Origin of the sequence: Marvinbryantia formatexigens DSM 14469, assembly GCF_025148285.1 — a bacterium.
GTDB classification, from domain to species: Bacteria; Bacillota; Clostridia; order Lachnospirales; family Lachnospiraceae; genus Marvinbryantia; species Marvinbryantia formatexigens.
This window is the reverse complement of record NZ_CP102268.1, coordinates 636,959-653,530: the sequence shown is the minus strand read 5'-3', so window position 1 is coordinate 653,530 and position 16,572 is coordinate 636,959. Positions and strand designations below refer to the sequence as shown.

Genomic DNA, 16,572 nt, shown 5'->3' with positions numbered 1-16,572 from the left:
GTATGCAGAAGGCATTTGCCTATATGGAAAAATACCGCATGATTGAGGCGGGAGACAAGGTAATCGCGGGCGTATCGGGAGGCGCGGATTCTCTGTGCCTGCTTTTTGTATTGATGGAATACCGGAAGCGGGTGCCGTTTTCCATCCTCGCGGTACATGTGGAGCACGGCGTGCGCGGGCAGGAGAGCCTGGAGGACGCCGCATTTGTGGAGAAAATCTGCCGGGAGCATACAATAGAATACCGGCTCGTGCAGGTCTGCGTGCCGGAGCTGGCGCGCCGGGAGAAGCTTTCGGTGGAGGAAGCCGGGCGCCGGGCGCGTTACGAGGCGTTTGAGCGCATCCGGCAGGAGACGGGCGCGGATAAAATTGCGGTAGCGCACAACCGGGATGACCAGGCGGAGACGGTGCTCTTCCAGATCGCGCGCGGCAGCGGGCTGACGGGCGCCGGCGGCATCCGTCCGGTGCGCGGCGCGGTTATCCGTCCGCTGCTCTCATGCAGCCGCGCGGAGATAGAGGAGTATCTGCGCGGGCACTCGCAGACCTGGCGCACGGACGCCACCAACCAGGAAACGGATTATGCGCGCAACCGCATCCGTCACCAGATTCTGCCGCTTCTGGAGGAGCAGATTAACAGTGCTGGACGGGAGCACATCGCCGCGCTGGCGGAGGAGCTGCAGCGGGTGCAGGCGTATATGGAGCAGGAGACGCAGAAATGTCTGGAGGAGCTGGCGGATTTCGGGGAGGGAACGGTGCAGATAACGGTATCCGCCCTGAAGGAGAAGCCGTCTCTTCTGCAGGAATATGTGCTGCGCGAAAGCCTCCGGCGGGCGGGCTGTCCGCTGAAGGATATCAGCCGCAGACATATCGCGGACATAAAGAAGCTTGCCGGGGGGCAGTCAGGGCGGCAGACCATGCTTCCCGGCGGCTGGCAGGCGGTGCGCAGCTTCGATAAGCTGCTGCTAAAAAAGGCGGACGAAAAAGGGCAGGAGCTTCCGTTTTCGGTGCACGCAGAGGTTCCGGGAAGCTGTGAGACACCGGAGGGAACCTTCGAATTCCGGATTTTTTCGAATGAAAATAAAAATATTTTTCAAAATACATATACGAAACGGCTGGATTGTGATAGAATAGGCAATAATCTTTTTATCCGCACACGCAGACCGGGGGACTATATCGTCATCAACCGGCAGGGCGGAAAAAAGAAATTGAAAGAATACCTCATCGAAGAGAAAATACCGGCTGGACAGCGGAATCATATCCTGCTTCTCGCACAGGGAAGTGAGATACTGTGGGTGATTGGACACCGCGTCAGCGAAGCGTACAGGGTATCACCGGAGACAAAGAGGATTTTAGAGATACGGAGGATTGGAGAAAATTATGGCGGAGAAAATCAGTGTATTGATTCCGGAGGAAGAAGTTGACAGGAAAATTGAGGAGCTTGGCAGAAAAATCAGTGCAGATTATGAGGGAAAATCTGTACATCTGATTTGCGTGCTGAAGGGCAGCATTTTCTTTACCTGCGAGCTGGCAAAGAGAATCACGGTTCCGGTGACGCTGGACTTTATGTCCTGCAGCAGCTACGGCTCCGGCACCAAATCGAGCGGCGTGGTAAAGATCGTCAAGGACCTGGACGAACCGCTGGAGGGAAGGCATGTAATCGTCATCGAGGATATCATCGATTCGGGCAGGACATTAAGCTACCTGCTGGAGATCCTGGAAGCGCGCAAACCGGCGAGCCTGGCGCTCTGCACGCTGCTTGACAAGCCGGACCGCCGGGTAAAGCAGGTAAAGGTGGATTACACCGGCTTTGAGATTGAGGATAAATTTGTCGTGGGCTACGGGCTGGACTATGCGCAGCGCTACCGCAACCTGCCGTATGTGGGCGTGGTGGAGCTGTAAAGAAAGCTTACGGTCCGCGGAAAAAGAATGACTGGAAAGGAGACTACTTTTGAACAGAAGTACAAGAAATATTGGCGTTTATTTTATTGCTCTGGTGCTTGTCGTGCTGGTTTTATTCGGTATGCGCAGCGGAGTGACAATGGAGGAAAAATGCACCTACAATGACTTTGTGCAGGCGCTGGAGGATGGCACCATTGCGGCGGCGGACCTCCGCCAGAACAGTGAGGTGCCGACCGGAGAGGTCGTTCTGACCATGAGGGACGGCAGCCTGCAGCAGGTATATGTGACGGATGTAAAAGAGGCGGAGAAGCTGCTCCGCGAATATAACATATCTTATGAGACCTACGATGTGCCGACGGACAGCTCGTTCCTGACGAGCCTCATTCCGGTGCTGATGATGGGGATCATTATGGTGGTATTTATTATCATGATGAACCGGCAGTCGGGCGGCGGCAATAAGATGATGAATTTCGGCAAAAGCCGCGCCACGCTGATTATGCCGGATGCCAGAAAGGTGACGTTTAAGGATGTCGCCGGTCTGCAGGAGGAAAAAGAGGACCTGCAGGAGCTGGTGGATTTTCTGAAGGATCCGCAGAAATACACGAAGATGGGGGCGCGCATCCCCAAGGGCGTGATTCTTGTCGGTTCTCCGGGTACCGGTAAAACGCTGCTTGCAAAGGCGGTGGCGGGGGAGGCGGGCGTTCCGTTCTTCAGCATATCCGGTTCCGACTTTGTGGAAATGTTTGTCGGTGTCGGCGCATCGCGTGTGCGCGACCTGTTTGCGGAGGCGAAGCAGAATGCGCCCTGCATCGTATTTATCGATGAGATTGACGCGGTAGCACGCCGCAGAGGCACCGGTATGGGCGGCGGTCACGACGAGCGGGAGCAGACCCTGAACCAGCTCCTTGTGGAAATGGACGGTTTTGGAGTAAACCAGGGAATCATCGTGATGGCGGCGACCAACCGGGTGGATATTCTCGACCCGGCAATCCTGCGTCCGGGGCGTTTCGACCGGAAAATCGGCGTCGGAAAGCCGGATATTAAGGGAAGAGAGGAAATCCTCAGGGTGCACGCCAAGGGAAAACCGCTCGGTGACGATGTAAATCTGGCGGATATTGCGCGCACGACGGCGGGCTTTACCGGCGCGGACCTGGAAAACCTGCTGAATGAGTCGGCAATCTATGCGGCGAAGAAAAGCCGCGCCTACATCATGCAGGAGGATATCCAGCAGGCGTTTATCAAGGTGGGTATCGGCGCCGAGAAAAAGAGCCGCGTGATATCGGAATCGGAGAAGCGCATCACGGCGTACCACGAGGCGGGGCACGCGCTCCTGTTTCATCTGCTGCCGAACGTGGGGCCGGTGCACACGGTATCCATTATCCCCACCGGTATGGGCGCCGCGGGCTATACGATGCCGCTGCCGGAGAAGGATGAAATGTTCATGACCAAAGGAAAGATGATGGATACGCTGGTGGTGGACCTGGGCGGCCGCGTGGCGGAGGAGCTGATTATCGGGGACGTTACCACCGGGGCATCGCAGGATATCCGGCAGGCGACGCACCTCGCCAAGGCGATGGTGACGCGCTACGGCATGTCTGACAGGGTAGGTCTGATTGACTACGGCAACGACGAGAACGAGGTATTCATCGGACGTGACCTGGCGCAGTCGCGCGGCTTCAGCGAGAGCGTGGCGGCGACCATTGATGAGGAAGTAAAACGCCTGATTGACGAGGCGCATGCGAAGGCGACCGATATCATTAAGGAGCACATCGAGGTGCTTCATGCCTGCGCAAAGCTTCTGATTGAGAAGGAAAAGATTGGCCAGGAGGAATTTGAGGCGCTTTTTGTGTAATATTCACAAAAACAAACTGAAAAATTTGTGAAGTTTGTGTAGACTTATTTGAGGAGTCATGCTATACTACGTATTGTAAAACCCCCCAATACATTATATAGTTTTTGCAACACCCCATAAGAAGAAATACCTTCTCCAAAAAAGACAGCTTAACCGCTGTCTTTTTTACGTTACGGGTTGTATCTTGGCGGCGGATGTTATAAAATAGGTATGTAATTTCGGCAAAAAGGAGAAGAACATTGATTTGGGACAAGACGATGCTGCTGAATGAGAAAGAGCTTTATATACTGGGAATGCGCCCGGTGTTTATCGCGTCAGCTCTGTTCAGCGACGAGACAGAAAATTTTGTGACACCGATGGAACCGGAGCCCGGAGATACTGTTACCATCCGTTTCCGCGCAAAGCGGGACAATATTGACGCAGTGTATCTGCAGACGAAGGATGAGACGCTGCCGATGAGCTTTGACAGGGAAGAAGGATATTTTTATTACTATAAGGTTGAGGTGCCGGTCGGCATCCGTCCTCTGCGCTACTGTTTTAAGGTACAGGCGGGGAGACTGGTCTGTTATTATGATAAGCGGGGAGTTTCCAGGGATGTGCGCGGAGAATACCAGTTTATGCTGGTGCCGGGTTTTCGTACGCCCGACTGGGCGAAGGGTGCGGTGATGTACCAGATTTTTGTGGATCGCTTTTGCAACGGGGACCCGTCAAACGACGTGGAGGACCGGGAATATTTCTATATCGGGGACGTCACGAATAAGGTGACGGACTGGAATAAATATCCGGCGAGCATGGGCGTGCGCGAGTTTTACGGGGGCGATCTGCAGGGCGTGATGGATAAGCTGGATTATCTGCAGGAGCTCGGCGTGGAGGTAATCTATTTAAACCCGATTTTTGTGTCGCCGTCCAATCACAAATATGATATCCAGGATTACGATTACGTGGACCCGCATTACGGAAAGATTGTGAAGGATACCGGAGAGCTGCTGCCGGAGGGCGACTGCGAGAACAGGCACGCCACGCGCTATATTACGCGGGTGACGGATAAGGAGAACCTGGAGGCGAGCAACCAGCTTTTCATCCGGCTGGTGGAGGAGATTCACCGGCGCGGGATGCGCGTTATCCTGGATGGCGTATTCAATCATTGCGGTTCGTTTAACAAGTGGCTGGACCGGGAGTGCATATACGAGGACCAGCCCGGCTATGAAAAGGGAGCCTATGTGTCAGCCGACAGCCCGTACCGCAGCTTTTTTAAGTTTAACAGTGAAAACTGGCCCTATAACAGGGACTACGACGGCTGGTGGGGGCACGATACGCTGCCGAAGCTGACGTATGAGCACTCACAGAAGCTGCATGACTATATCCTGCGGATTGCAGCAAAGTGGGTATCGCCGCCGTACAATGCGGATGGCTGGCGGCTGGATGTGGCGGCGGACCTTGGCTTTTCCAGCGAGTATAACCACCAGTTCTGGAAGGAATTCCGCGAGGTTGTCCGGGAGGCGAATCCGGACGCGCTGATTCTGGCGGAGCATTACGGCGACGCGCGCTCCTGGCTGCAGGGCGACGAGTGGGACACCGTTATGAATTACGATGCGTTTATGGAGCCGGTGACGTGGTTTTTTACCGGCATGGAAAAGCACAGCGACGAATACCGGCAGGATATGTTGGGCAACGGAATGCACTTTGAGTGGGCGATGGGACATTTTATGGCGAGCTTTCTGGGACCGTCGCTGCAGGTGGCGATGAACGAGCTGTCTAATCACGACCATTCCCGTTTCCTTACGCGGACCAACCACAGGGTCGGACGTGTGTCGGCGCTCGGAAGCGAGGCGGCGCAGCAGAATATTAACAAGGCGGTCATGCGCGAGGCGGTAGTCATGCAGATGACCTGGCCGGGCGCGCCGACGATTTATTATGGCGATGAGGCGGGCGTCTGCGGCTTTACGGATCCGGACAACCGGCGCACCTATCCGTGGGGACAGGAGGATAAGGAGCTGATTGCTTTTCACCGGGCAATGATTCGTATCCACCGGGAGAGCGGGGCGCTGAGGCGCGGCTCCATTAAGATTGTGGCAACAGATTATCAGTATATCTGCTACGGCAGATTTCTGGGAAAAGAACGCTATATGATGGTGTTCAATAACAGCGAAGTGCCGATGACGAAGCAGATTCGCACGCTGGATATCGGAATCGGGGACGAGGACAATGTTATCCAGATTATGCAGACGGATGCGGACGGCTATCACACGGACAGCGTGTTTTATGAGGTACACGGCGGAGAGATTACCATGACGCTGCCGCCGCTCTCGGCGACCGTGCTGAAGGTGATGGAATAGGCGAAGCTGCAAATCCGGAGGGAATGTGCCGATGGTCCGGGCGACGGTTCCGGGACAGAAGCCGCGCACGGATCGGGCGGCGGATAAAAGAAAAGCGTGTGCCGGAGAGAACAGATGACGATGCCGGGCGGCGAAAAAACAGGGAGGAGACAACAGATGAAATACGTAACACTTGGAAAGACAGGTTTAAAGGTGTCGAAGATGGGGCTTGGCGGAATCCCCATCCAGAAGAGCGATGCGCAGGAAGTAAAAAAGCTGGTGCGCGCGCTGATGGAAAAGGGCGTAAACTATATTGACAGTGCCCGCGGCTATACAATAAGCGAGCAGCTTATCGGGGAAGCGCTGGAGGGCATCCGCGATAAATTTGTGCTGGCGACGAAGAGCATGGCGCGCACAAAGGAAGCGATGGCGAAGGATATTGAAACCAGTCTGCACAATTTCCGGACAGACTATATCGACCTTTATCAGCTTCACAATCCGGGAATGGGCGATATGGATACGATTACCGGCGAGGGCGGTGCGCTGGAGGCGCTGCTGGAGGCAAAGGCGGCAGGAAAAATCGGGCATATCGGTCTGACGGCGCATTCGCTGCAGGTATTTGAGCACGCTCTGACGTTGGACTGGGTGGAGACGATTATGTTTCCCTACAATATCGTGGAATCGCAGGGCGAAGAGCTGATGAAAGTCTGTTCAGAGCGCGGCGTCGGTTTTATTGCCATGAAACCGCTGGCGGGCGGTGCGATTGAGGACGCGACGCTGGCGCTGCGCTATATCTGCGACAATCCCGATGTCACCATTGTGATACCCGGCATGTACAGCCTGGAGGAGGTACAGCAGAATGTGGAGGCGGTGGAAAATGAACAGCCGCTGGATAAGACTGACGCGGAAAAAATTGCGTCCGTGCGGGAGCAGCTTGGCGAAAACTTCTGCCGCCGCTGCAATTATTGCCAGCCCTGCAGCGCCGGTATCAGCATTTCCAACGTATTTCTGTTTGCAGGCTATCTGCAGCGGTATGGTCTTGCTGAATGGGGGTACAGCCGCTACCAGACGCTGAACGTAAAGGCGGATGAATGTATCGAATGCGGCGAATGCGAGGGCCGCTGCCCGTATCATCTGCCCATCCGGGAAATGCTCAAAAAATGCGCGAAGGATTTCCGCGATTTCGAGGCAAGCCGTAAATAAAAGTGAGAGGTTTGCACAAAGGTCGCTTTCCATGTTTCTGGACCAATTTGTTATAGAAGTTTTTTGAAAATCCGTCTGTCATATGTCTGTCCCCAGACACGTTGATTTTTTGATTTTGCTGCGCCGCCTATTGGCAGCAATTTTGCCTCCATAGAAGATAGTCGGACAAAATTGCTGCCGCTATGCTCGCAAAATCTGCAAAATCTGCCTATCGTCTGCGGACAGACATATGACGTCGGATTTCAAAGTAGCTTTCCATATACAAATTGTAGATGATATGTTGAAAAGTGACCTTTGTGCCGTATATATCAGGAAAGCCGGGCTTATATCAGCCGGCTTTCTTTTTTTCGAAGCCGTGTATCCAGTCTGCTTTCAAAAAGTAGATGAGGAACACGATGGAGCTGAGCGCCCAGGTGAGCGGGTATGCCCAGAATACGGTCTGTATCTGCGGGACGAGGCGCACAGCGACGGTAATGTAGGTGACGCGGATAACGCACCAGCATATCATCATGACGAGCATCGGCACGATCGCTTTTCCGGCGCCGCGCAGAATACCCGCGAGGCAGTGCGAGAAGGCGAGCAGAAAATAAAACAGAGTAACGGTGTGCGCCTGCGTGACGCCGTAGGCGATGACCGGCTCTTCCTTATTAAAGAGCGAAATCAGCACCGGTGAGGTCAGGTAAATCGTGATGCCGACCAGCTCCGCGAGAATCACGGAACAGGCGATGCCGAAATAGGCGCCCTTCTTTGCGCGGTCATATTTCTTTGCCCCCAGATTCTGGCTGACAAAGGTGGTCAGCGCCATTGCGAAGCAGGTAATCGGCAGAAAGCCGAATCCCTCTATTTTGGAGTAGGAGCCGCAGCCTGCCATCGCCATCTGCCCGAAGGCGTTGATATTGGACTGCACCACCACATTCGCGATGGAAATGATGGAATTCTGGATGCCGGATGGCAGACCGTTTGAGATAATCTGGCGCAGCATCTGCCGGTCGATTCCCAGCTTTTTCAGAGAGATACGGTACTCTTCGGGCGCATGCATCAGATGGTGCAGGCAGAGCACCGCGCTCAGAAACTGCGAGAGAATGGTGGCAAGCGCCGCGGAGCCGACGCCCATGCCGAGCACGGCGATAAACAGCAGATCCAGAAGAATATTTGTGACGGACGAAATAATCAGATAAAGCAGCGGTCGTCTGCTGTCGCCGACTGACTGCATGATGCCGACAAAAATATTGTAGAGCACAAAAGCAAGCGAGCCGCAGAAATATACGCGGAAATAAAGCACGGAATTCGGCAGCACGTTTTCTGGCGTCCCCATCCAGATGAGAATCTGCGGGGCGAGAAAAATACCGAGCAGCATCAGCAGAAGACCGCAGATGATGCCAAAGGTAACGGTCGTGTGAATGGATTTCTGTGTTGTCTGGTAATCCTTTGCACCGAAATAGCGCGCGGTGACGACGCCGGCGCCGAGAGCGATTCCGTTAAAAAATCCGACCATCAGAAAAATCAGACTGCCGGAGGAGCTGACGGCGGCAAGCGCTTCGCTTCCGAGAAAATTTCCGACAATCAGGGAATCCGCCGTATTATAAAGCTGCTGGAACAGATTTCCCAGAAACAGAGGGAGTGCAAAGGAGATGATCCGCTGCGGAATCGGGCCCTCTGTGAGCAGCGCCTGCTGCTTCTGCTGATGATGGATGTTTACGTGTAAAAAGTGATGACTGTGGTGTGACATGTTCTTCTATCCTTTCTCCTGTGTGAACGGTTTCCCGTACCATTTAATCGTAGCACACTGAAAAGAAAAAGCAAGTTTTTTTCATTTTTCTGCATCCTTATTGCGGACCCGCCCGTCTAATAGATGTAAAGTGAAAAAAACCGGTTTTTGAAACGCCGGATACCGGCGAATATGTGAAGCGCGCCGGAAAAGGCGGACTTTACAGAGATGGAGGTGTAAATTTGGAACGTCTGGTGATAAAGGCGCAGCGTGAGAACGATGCCGAGAGCTTCATACAGCTTATGGAGCTGAACCGGCAGAGCATGCTCAAGGTTGCCAGAGCATACCTGAGCAGCGAGCAGGATATCGCGGATGCCATGCAGGATACGATTCTTACCTGTTATGAAAAATTACATACGCTGCAGCAGCCGCAGTATTTTAAAACCTGGCTGATACGGATCGTCATTAACAAGTGTAAGGATATTCTGCGGCAGAACCGCATGGAAACGCTGCCGGAGGAGCTGCAGGAGCAGGCGGTGGAGGATATGAGCTATGCGGATATTGAATTCCGGGAGCTTTTGCGCGGAATAGATGAGAAATACCGGATTATTCTGGTGCTGTATTATGTGGAAGGTTTCCATACAAAAGAAATCGCCGGACTGCTTGGAATGAATGAGCATACGGTGAAGAGCAGGCTGGTACGTGCCAGAAAAAAGTTCGCGATGCAGTTAGAGACGAAGGAGGCGGGAGCGATTTATGGATAGAAAATACTCAAAGGCGGAAATGAAACGGATTCTGCGCCAGAATATCAGCACATCGGCGCTGACAGAGCAGAAGATTCAGGAGGCGTACAGCTTTGTGCGCGCGGATGCAGCCATGAAGCGGAAGCCGGAGGGTGCATATCAGAGCAGCACGTATGCAGGACAGCAGGAGAGTGCATATCAGAGCAGTGCGTATGAGCAGCCGGAGGGCGCATATCAGAGCAGCGCGTATGCAGGACAGCAGGAGAGTGCATATCAGAGTGATGTGTATGCAGGACAGCAGGAGAGTGCATATCAGAGCAGCGCGTATGCAGGACAGCAGGAGGGTGCATATCAGAGCAGTACGTATGCAGGACAGCCGGGTGCGTATGAGCAGCGGACCGAGAGGCAGAACAGGGCATATGCGCGGAAGACGGACGGACGCCGGAGCGCGTCAGGGCGCGGCAGAAAAACGGGACGCTGGGCAGTGCTGGCAGCGGCAATGGGCATCCTTGCTGTATCCTCCGTCACCGTCATGGCAATCAACGGTATGTTCTCAAAGACGGTCGAGCAAACAGAGGACACATTGAGCTACAAGCTGGAATTTAATTATGAGCTGACGCCGAATGCAATCGAAGTGGAAGCTGGTTATATTCCGGAGGGGTACGAAACAAGGGAAAATATGGGTAAGCTGATATGGAGCGCGGACGGTTCCGGGAAGGATGGCATCAGCATCTATCTGGCAACGGCAAATACTCTGGACCAGCAGCCGGATCAGTTGGACGTGGATAACGTTAAGAGCATTGAAAAAACTACGATCAACGGCATGGAGGCGCATCTGATTACGCTGAATTACGATTTGGAGAGAGAGACCAGAACCTTTGACAAACGCATTTATCTCTTCGACGAGACAGAAGGTTTTGTATGCATTATTTTCGGGGGCAATGACCTTAGCATGGAAGAGCTTGTGAAGGTGGCGGAAGGTCTGCAATTCACAAAGCAGGAGGAAGTGCTGGAGTACATGAGCGCAGAAGAGAAGGAAGCGCGGGAGAAAGCTCTGGCAGAATCTATGGAACAGTACGAGCAGGAAGAACAGGCGAGACTGGAGTTTGGCGTGCCCCAGGAATACATTTATGATATCGGAGACAGCTTTGAGGCGTTGGATAGCTTTGTTGATAAGGAGAGTGGGATATCGGAGAGCAATACGACCAGAATTATGGTAGAGAGTGCAGAAATCATTGACTCTGTTGCAGATTATCCGCAGGAAAATTTCTTTGATTACGAAGCTCGCATTGCATCCAACATCAATGAAGACGGGACGGCATCTTCTTATACAAGGGTTACTTACAGTGACAGCGACGATGGATCAGATCCGCAGGAGGTTGCGCGCGACGAGGGCGTAAACCGTAAATTCTTAAAGGTTACCTTTACGGCGGAGAATATCAGTGATGCGGCGGTAGATTTCTGGGCGGGTGCTCCGAACATAGCCTATCTGCAGCCGGTGGAGGAGGGCAACTACCGGTATGCCGAGACCTGGACAGAGCCGCTGAACCTGCAGGAGGACGCAATGACGTATGAAAACAGAGCAATCTACTTTGACAAGTCTCCATATGCCGGCGAACTGAATTCCCATTTCTTCTACTGTGATCTGGCGGCCGGAGAAACACTGGAGTATACAATGCTCTTTGTGGTGGACGAAGATATGCTGGATAATCTCTATCTGTGTTGGGGAAGAGCGGGAACTGGAACTGTGATTCCGGAAGAGGGCGAGACTTATACAGAGCGTTACGTGCGGATAAACGTAAACTGACGATTGCGGCAGGCTTTTGCGCCAGAGAGCAGATACGGGAAAGGTACGTCGATAAAAATACGGGAGAATGCCAGTAAAAGTGTGGGAAAAGAAAGCTGCAGAGGCGGGAATCCTGTAAAAATTGACAGAACATTCAGAGGGACACTCCGGAGAAAGGAACGGGGTGTCCCCCTCTGTTTTAGCAGGCGCTCTGTGACCTGCATAGCTGACGCCTGAACCGTAACCTGAAATGCGATGAGGAGGTCCGGCAGCCTGACAAAGGACTTGAAGGCTGGTTGTGTCTGTGGTAAGCTTATTGTCAAGGAACAGTAAAGATATTTGTTTGGAGAAGTTGAGAAAATGAACCGGGACTTTTAAAGGGAAGGGGGAGAGCGTTGTGGAAGATGAGGGGCGGCGGTCGTCTGCGGGAAAGCAGGGAGAAGAGACATCAAAATATTTCCAGGAAGCGCTGGCTGATTTTATGCACGATGCCGCCAGCGGTGATGCCATTCGTCATTTGTGTGACCTTGGATATACGACGGACGCCATTATGCGGCAGCTCACTTTTCCCACACCCCGCGAGCGGGTGGAAAAGACAGTTTATCGTCATCTGACAGAGCGCGGCATTCTTCTGGAAACATTACCGGAGAATGCGCGCGAAATCAGCACGGAAGGTCTGCAGGAAAAAGAGCTGTGGGTGCTGCTGCAAAAGCAGATTGCCCGGAACGGCGAAGAGCATCTGTATGTTTCCTGCCCGTTTGGCACCATCCGGCGCGACCGGGAAGCGCGGCTTCAGAAAATGTTTGCGCCGCTCACGGGGCGCGAACGTGAATATCTGACAGGGATTCCCTGGAAGCCGGCGGTCATGTATCACCGGCTGAACAGCCGTATGCTGGAAATCTCCGTCAGTCTTGCGCTGTATTCCGATGCGGATATCAGATTTTATCTGTGCGGATGAGCCGGAGGACGACAGCATACGTTGTTATTATATAGAAAGAATATTATGTGGGGAAGCCGGGCGGATACCGGAGGGCGATAGCAAAATGCTGTTATTATTATAGAAGGAAAGCTTGTGCGGGGAGGGAAAGCTGTGAAAAAATATATTGTGGGAATTTTTCTGGCAGCGGCGCTGACAGCACCCATCCGGGGAGCGGGGGCTGCGCAGACGGTGGAAGCAGAGGGCGCTGCGCAAACTGCAGAAGCGGTGGAAGCAGGTGATGCTGCACAGACGACAGAAGCGGTGGAAGCAGGTGATGCTGCGCAGACGATAGAAGCGATGGAAGCAGAGGGCGCTACGCAAACTGCAGAAGCGGTGGAAGCAGGTGATGCTGTGCAGACGGCAGAAACAGTGCAGCAAAATGATACGTCCTCATCCCCGTTGGAGCTGCGGGATTTTATAAAGGAGCATCATCCGTCGCCGTTTACGAAAATGACAGAGGAGGAGTTTGACGCGCAGATTGATGAGCTGGAGCGAAGCTGGAATAACTGCGGGGAGACAGAGCATTATTATGCAATGCGCAGATTGGTTGCAGCGCTTGGCGATGAGCACACCATGCTGCTGCCGCCGGCGAATATCACCCAACCGGAGCTGCCGTTTTTTGTGATGATTTACGACGGGCACTGGATGATTGTGCAGGCGCAGAAGGAGTACGGGGAACTGGTGGGAAAAGAACTGACAGCGGTGAATGGAACCGCGGTTTCCCGGATTCGGGAGAAGCTTTTGCCGCTGATAAGCAGCGAAACGCAGCAGTGGGCGGACATGCAGTGCAGCCAGGAAATCCGGTATCTGCAAAACTTAAAATACACAGGCATTGCGGACAGCCTTGCTTTTGTGGAAATTACCGCAAAGGACATCGCTTCCGGCGAAGAGGTCACGATGGAGGTGGAAGCGTCTGACGGCGAATACGATTATCAGAATTCCTCATTTTACCCGATGGCACAGACACTGGCACAGTCCGGCTATTACTATGCAACGCTTCTGGACGATGGAAGCGCTTTTTTGCAGTATAATGTCTGCCAGGAGAATCCGCGGATGACGATGCGGGAATTTGCGCAGAAGCTGGAGCAGCAGCTCCTTGCCGATGCGCCGGAGAAAGTGATTATCGACCTGCGCCATAACAGCGGCGGAAACAGTGAGGTAATCCGCCCGCTTCTGGAAACGCTGGAAAAATTCCGGGAGAAGGGCAGCAGTCTGTATTGCCTGACTGGACCGCAGACGTTTTCCTCCGGGGTGATGAACGCGCTGGATTTGCAGGAAATTGGAGCGCAGCTTGTCGGGGAGCCGACAGGAGGCGTGCTTGCATTTGGAGAGCTTGTGCAGAAAACGCTTCCGGACGGCAGCACACTCTATTGTTCTACGAAGGATTTCTCTTCGGCATACGGGGTGTCCGGGCAGCTTCAGCCGGAAATTGAGATTGTGCAGACTGCAGAAGACTTTCTGGCGGGAAAGGATACAGCAGTGGATTATATTTGTGACGGTATCGTTCCCTGAAGGGCTTTAGAAATTTGTGAAAAATGTCCTTTGAAAATTTTTTGAAAAACACATATAATATAAGATACAGTGTGTGGCGAACGGCGTAAATCCGGCTGTTTGCCACACATTATTTTTTTGTTTTTATGTGAGGAGGAAGAAAAATGGAACAAAAATCGAATACATTCCTGGAGACGGAGCCGGTCTGCTGCTTGCCGCTATCTATCTGCTGTTTATGAACCCGATTCTGACACTGTTTGGCGGCAGGGTAAATGAGGAAACCTTTTATCATTCACGGGAATACTTCTTTTATATTACCCTTGGCGTGCCGTTTTATATGTTCGGGCAGGCGATGAATCCGATTATCCGCTCGGATGGCAGCCCGAAATTTGCCATGATTTCCACGCTGGCGGGCGCTGCGGTGAATATTGTGCTCGACCCGCTGTTTATTTTCGGATTCCACTGGGGAATGATGGGAGCGGCTGTCGCAACTGTTACGGGACAGGTGCTGACCGCGGCGCTTTCCATATGGTATCTTTGCCACATGAAGGCGGTGAAGCTTTCCAGAGAAAGCTTTGGAATACATGTCTCTCTTACAAAGAGATACCTTCCGCTTGGTATCTGCAGCTTTCTTTCACAGATATCACTTGTTGCAGCAATGGCGGCAATCAACAATATGATACAGAAATACGGCGCGATGGATGAAATTTTCGGACAGGCGCAGTACGCGCAGATTCCGATGGCAGTTGTGGGAATTGTAATGAAGTTCTTCCAGATTGTCATTTCGATTGCAGTCGGCATGGCGGCGGGGTGTATCCCCATCGTTGGCTACAATATCGGGGCGGGAAGAAAAGACCGTGCCAGAAATCTTTTTACTTTGTTGCTGGTTTCCGAGGCGGCAGTTGGCGCCGTCGCCTTGATAATTGTGGAATTTTTCCCGCGGCAGCTGATCGCGCTGTTCGGCGCGGCAAATGAGAGCGTATATTATACGGAGTTTGCGGTCAAAGCCTTCCGCATATATCTGTGCATGATGATTTTCGCCTGCGTAAACAAGGGAACCTTTATCTATCTGCAGTCGCTGGGCAAAGCGCTGGCGTCCACCATGTTATCTATGGTGCGTGAGGTGGTATTCGGCGTTGGCTTTGCTCTGCTGCTTCCGGTTTTCTTCGGGCTGGACGGCGTACTTTATTCCATGCCGGTGTCCGATGTGCTGACCTTCCTTATGTCGGCGGCGGTTATCGCCTACACCTATCGGGAGCTGAAACAGTAAGTGGATTACCACTTATTATCTGGACGGTAGACTGGAATGGTAAGTGGATTTTCATTTGTTCTCAGGGCGCAGACTCACAGGATAAGTTTCACGCCGCAGCAGGTGCCGGAGGCTGGAAATTCCCATACTTCCATTGAAAAAACAGGCGCTGCATGTTATACTGTTTTCACAAAGGAGGGGATACAGATGCTGTTTATTGAATATCCGAAATGCAGTACCTGCCAGAAGGCGAAAAAATGGCTGGATGCCCGCGGCATTGCATACACAGACCGCCATATTAAAGAGGAAAATCCGACGGTGGAGGAATTAAAGGCGTGGCATGAAAAAAGCGGACAGCCGCTGAAGAAATTTTTCAATACCAGCGGAATGCTGTACCGCGAGCTGGGGCTGAAGGACAAGCTTGCTTCGATGAGTGAGGAAGAACAGTTTGCCCTGCTTGCTTCCGACGGGATGCTGGTAAAACGGCCGCTTGTGGTTCTGGAGGACGGCGTTTTGCTTGGCTTCCGGGAGAAGGAGTGGGAAGAAAAACTGTAACATAAAACATATGCAAAGATTTCCGGCAAGGGCGCCGGAAGGGCTCCTTGCACGGCAAAGCCGTGGGGAGCTTTTTGCGCGTGAAAAGACAGGAGAAAATAACAATGAAAATGTTGCTGGTAGTGGATATGCAGAAGGATTTTATTGACGGGGCGCTCGGCACGAAAGAGGCGCAGGCGATTGTACCGGCTGTGGTGGAGAAAATACGCAGCTATCAGAAGGACAGAGAACGGATTGTATTCACGATGGATACGCACGGAGAAAATTATCTGGAAACCCAGGAAGGAAAAAATCTTCCGGTGCCGCACTGCATAAAGGGGACGGCTGGCTGGGAGCTCTGCGAGCAGATTCGCGGGACGGTGAATCTGTCGGAAATGAAGATTTATCAAAAAGAGACATTTGGTTCCAGTGAATATGCTCTGGACTGGGAAAAGGGCTGTTATGCAGACGTTACCGAGGTGGAAATCATTGGACTGTGCACAGATATTTGTGTGATTTCAAACGCGATGCTGACAAAAGCATTTGCTCCGGAAATAAAGGTGACAGTCGACGCATCCTGCTGTGCGGGCGTTACGCCGCAGAGCCACGAAAATGCGCTGGCAGCCATGAAAATGTGCCAGATTTATGTGAAGCCATAAATGCTTATCAGAGCTGCTTATCGCAGTATTTTGCTGTATAAATGCTCAAAGTGGATATATATTGCAACCATTTTGCTGCATAAATGCTCACAGGGGATATATATTGCAACTCTTTTGCTGCGTAAATGCTTACGGGGGATATATATTGCAACTCTTT

The 16,572-nt window shown here is 52.7% G+C and carries 13 protein-coding genes; 12 read left to right on the top strand and 1 reads right to left on the bottom strand.

Features of this window, described 5'->3' with window-relative positions; genetic code table 11:
* Positions 1-2: 2 nt before the first annotated feature.
* The 5 genes from tilS to NQ534_RS03380 all read left to right on the top strand — a co-directional run bounded on the left by tilS (position 3) and on the right by NQ534_RS03380 (position 7,266).
* The gene (tilS, locus tag NQ534_RS21365) at positions 3-1,418 is read left to right on the top strand and encodes a tRNA lysidine(34) synthetase TilS (protein ID WP_006862158.1); all 1,416 of its coding nucleotides are present in this window, start codon (positions 3-5) and stop codon (positions 1,416-1,418) included.
* The gene (gene hpt, locus NQ534_RS03395) at positions 1,375-1,896 is read left to right on the top strand and encodes a hypoxanthine phosphoribosyltransferase (protein WP_006862157.1); all 522 of its coding nucleotides are present in this window, start codon (positions 1,375-1,377) and stop codon (positions 1,894-1,896) included. Before tilS ends, hpt begins: the two co-directional genes overlap by 44 nt.
* Before the next feature lie 49 nt (positions 1,897-1,945).
* Positions 1,946-3,748, top strand: a complete 1,803-nt coding sequence (ftsH, locus tag NQ534_RS03390; protein WP_040783400.1) for an ATP-dependent zinc metalloprotease FtsH — start codon at positions 1,946-1,948, stop codon at positions 3,746-3,748.
* 257 nt (positions 3,749-4,005) lie between these two features.
* Positions 4,006-6,084: a glycoside hydrolase family 13 protein gene (locus NQ534_RS03385; RefSeq protein WP_006862155.1), complete on the top strand. Its 2,079-nt coding sequence runs from the start codon at positions 4,006-4,008 to the stop codon at positions 6,082-6,084.
* 156 nt (positions 6,085-6,240) lie between these two features.
* A complete protein-coding gene (locus NQ534_RS03380; RefSeq protein WP_040783461.1) occupies positions 6,241-7,266 on the top strand; it encodes an aldo/keto reductase in 1,026 nt (341 codons plus the stop codon).
* 328 nt (positions 7,267-7,594) lie between these two features.
* Here the strand turns inward: NQ534_RS03380 and NQ534_RS03375 are convergent, their stop codons facing one another.
* A complete protein-coding gene (locus NQ534_RS03375) occupies positions 7,595-8,995 on the bottom strand; it encodes an MATE family efflux transporter (protein WP_006862153.1) in 1,401 nt (466 codons plus the stop codon).
* Between the two features lie 221 nt (positions 8,996-9,216).
* Between NQ534_RS03375 and NQ534_RS03370 the strand changes: the two genes are divergently transcribed.
* From NQ534_RS03370 to NQ534_RS03340, 7 genes are all read left to right on the top strand, one after another.
* Complete coding sequence (locus NQ534_RS03370; RefSeq protein WP_040783457.1) at positions 9,217-9,738, top strand: RNA polymerase sigma factor; 522 nt, start codon at positions 9,217-9,219, stop codon at positions 9,736-9,738.
* Complete coding sequence (locus NQ534_RS03365) at positions 9,731-11,524, top strand: DUF4367 domain-containing protein (RefSeq protein ID WP_006862151.1); 1,794 nt, start codon at positions 9,731-9,733, stop codon at positions 11,522-11,524. Before NQ534_RS03370 ends, NQ534_RS03365 begins: the two co-directional genes overlap by 8 nt.
* A 376-nt stretch (positions 11,525-11,900) precedes the next feature.
* On the top strand, positions 11,901-12,461 hold the full coding sequence (locus NQ534_RS03360; RefSeq protein ID WP_006862149.1) for a hypothetical protein: 561 nt from the start codon (positions 11,901-11,903) through the stop codon (positions 12,459-12,461).
* A 132-nt stretch (positions 12,462-12,593) separates the two neighbouring features.
* Complete coding sequence (locus NQ534_RS03355; RefSeq protein WP_040783397.1) at positions 12,594-13,994, top strand: S41 family peptidase; 1,401 nt, start codon at positions 12,594-12,596, stop codon at positions 13,992-13,994.
* Positions 13,995-14,067: 73 nt separating this feature from the next.
* Positions 14,068-15,243: an MATE family efflux transporter gene (locus NQ534_RS03350; RefSeq protein WP_081455601.1), complete on the top strand. Its 1,176-nt coding sequence runs from the start codon at positions 14,068-14,070 to the stop codon at positions 15,241-15,243.
* 186 nt (positions 15,244-15,429) lie between these two features.
* Entirely contained in the window at positions 15,430-15,777 is a 348-nt protein-coding gene (locus tag NQ534_RS03345; protein WP_242655356.1) for an arsenate reductase family protein, read from the top strand.
* A gap of 104 nt (positions 15,778-15,881) precedes the next feature.
* Complete coding sequence (locus NQ534_RS03340; protein ID WP_040783394.1) at positions 15,882-16,415, top strand: cysteine hydrolase family protein; 534 nt, start codon at positions 15,882-15,884, stop codon at positions 16,413-16,415.
* Positions 16,416-16,572 lie beyond the last annotated feature (157 nt).

Bases quoted from the DNA above. Each gene is read 5' to 3' on its own strand.
- tilS (WP_006862158.1), top strand. From the start codon at position 3: ATGCAGAAGGCATTTGCCTATATGGAAAAATACCGCATGATTGAGGCG.
- hpt (WP_006862157.1), top strand. From the start codon at position 1,375: ATGGCGGAGAAAATCAGTGTATTGATTCCGGAGGAAGAAGTTGACAGG.
- NQ534_RS03385 (WP_006862155.1), top strand. From the start codon at position 4,006: ATGCTGCTGAATGAGAAAGAGCTTTATATACTGGGAATGCGCCCGGTG.
- NQ534_RS03380 (WP_040783461.1), top strand. From the start codon at position 6,241: ATGAAATACGTAACACTTGGAAAGACAGGTTTAAAGGTGTCGAAGATG.
- NQ534_RS03375 (WP_006862153.1), bottom strand. From the start codon at position 8,995: ATGTCACACCACAGTCATCACTTTTTACACGTAAACATCCATCATCAG.
- NQ534_RS03365 (WP_006862151.1), top strand. From the start codon at position 9,731: ATGGATAGAAAATACTCAAAGGCGGAAATGAAACGGATTCTGCGCCAG.
- NQ534_RS03345 (WP_242655356.1), top strand. From the start codon at position 15,430: ATGCTGTTTATTGAATATCCGAAATGCAGTACCTGCCAGAAGGCGAAA.
- NQ534_RS03340 (WP_040783394.1), top strand. From the start codon at position 15,882: ATGAAAATGTTGCTGGTAGTGGATATGCAGAAGGATTTTATTGACGGG.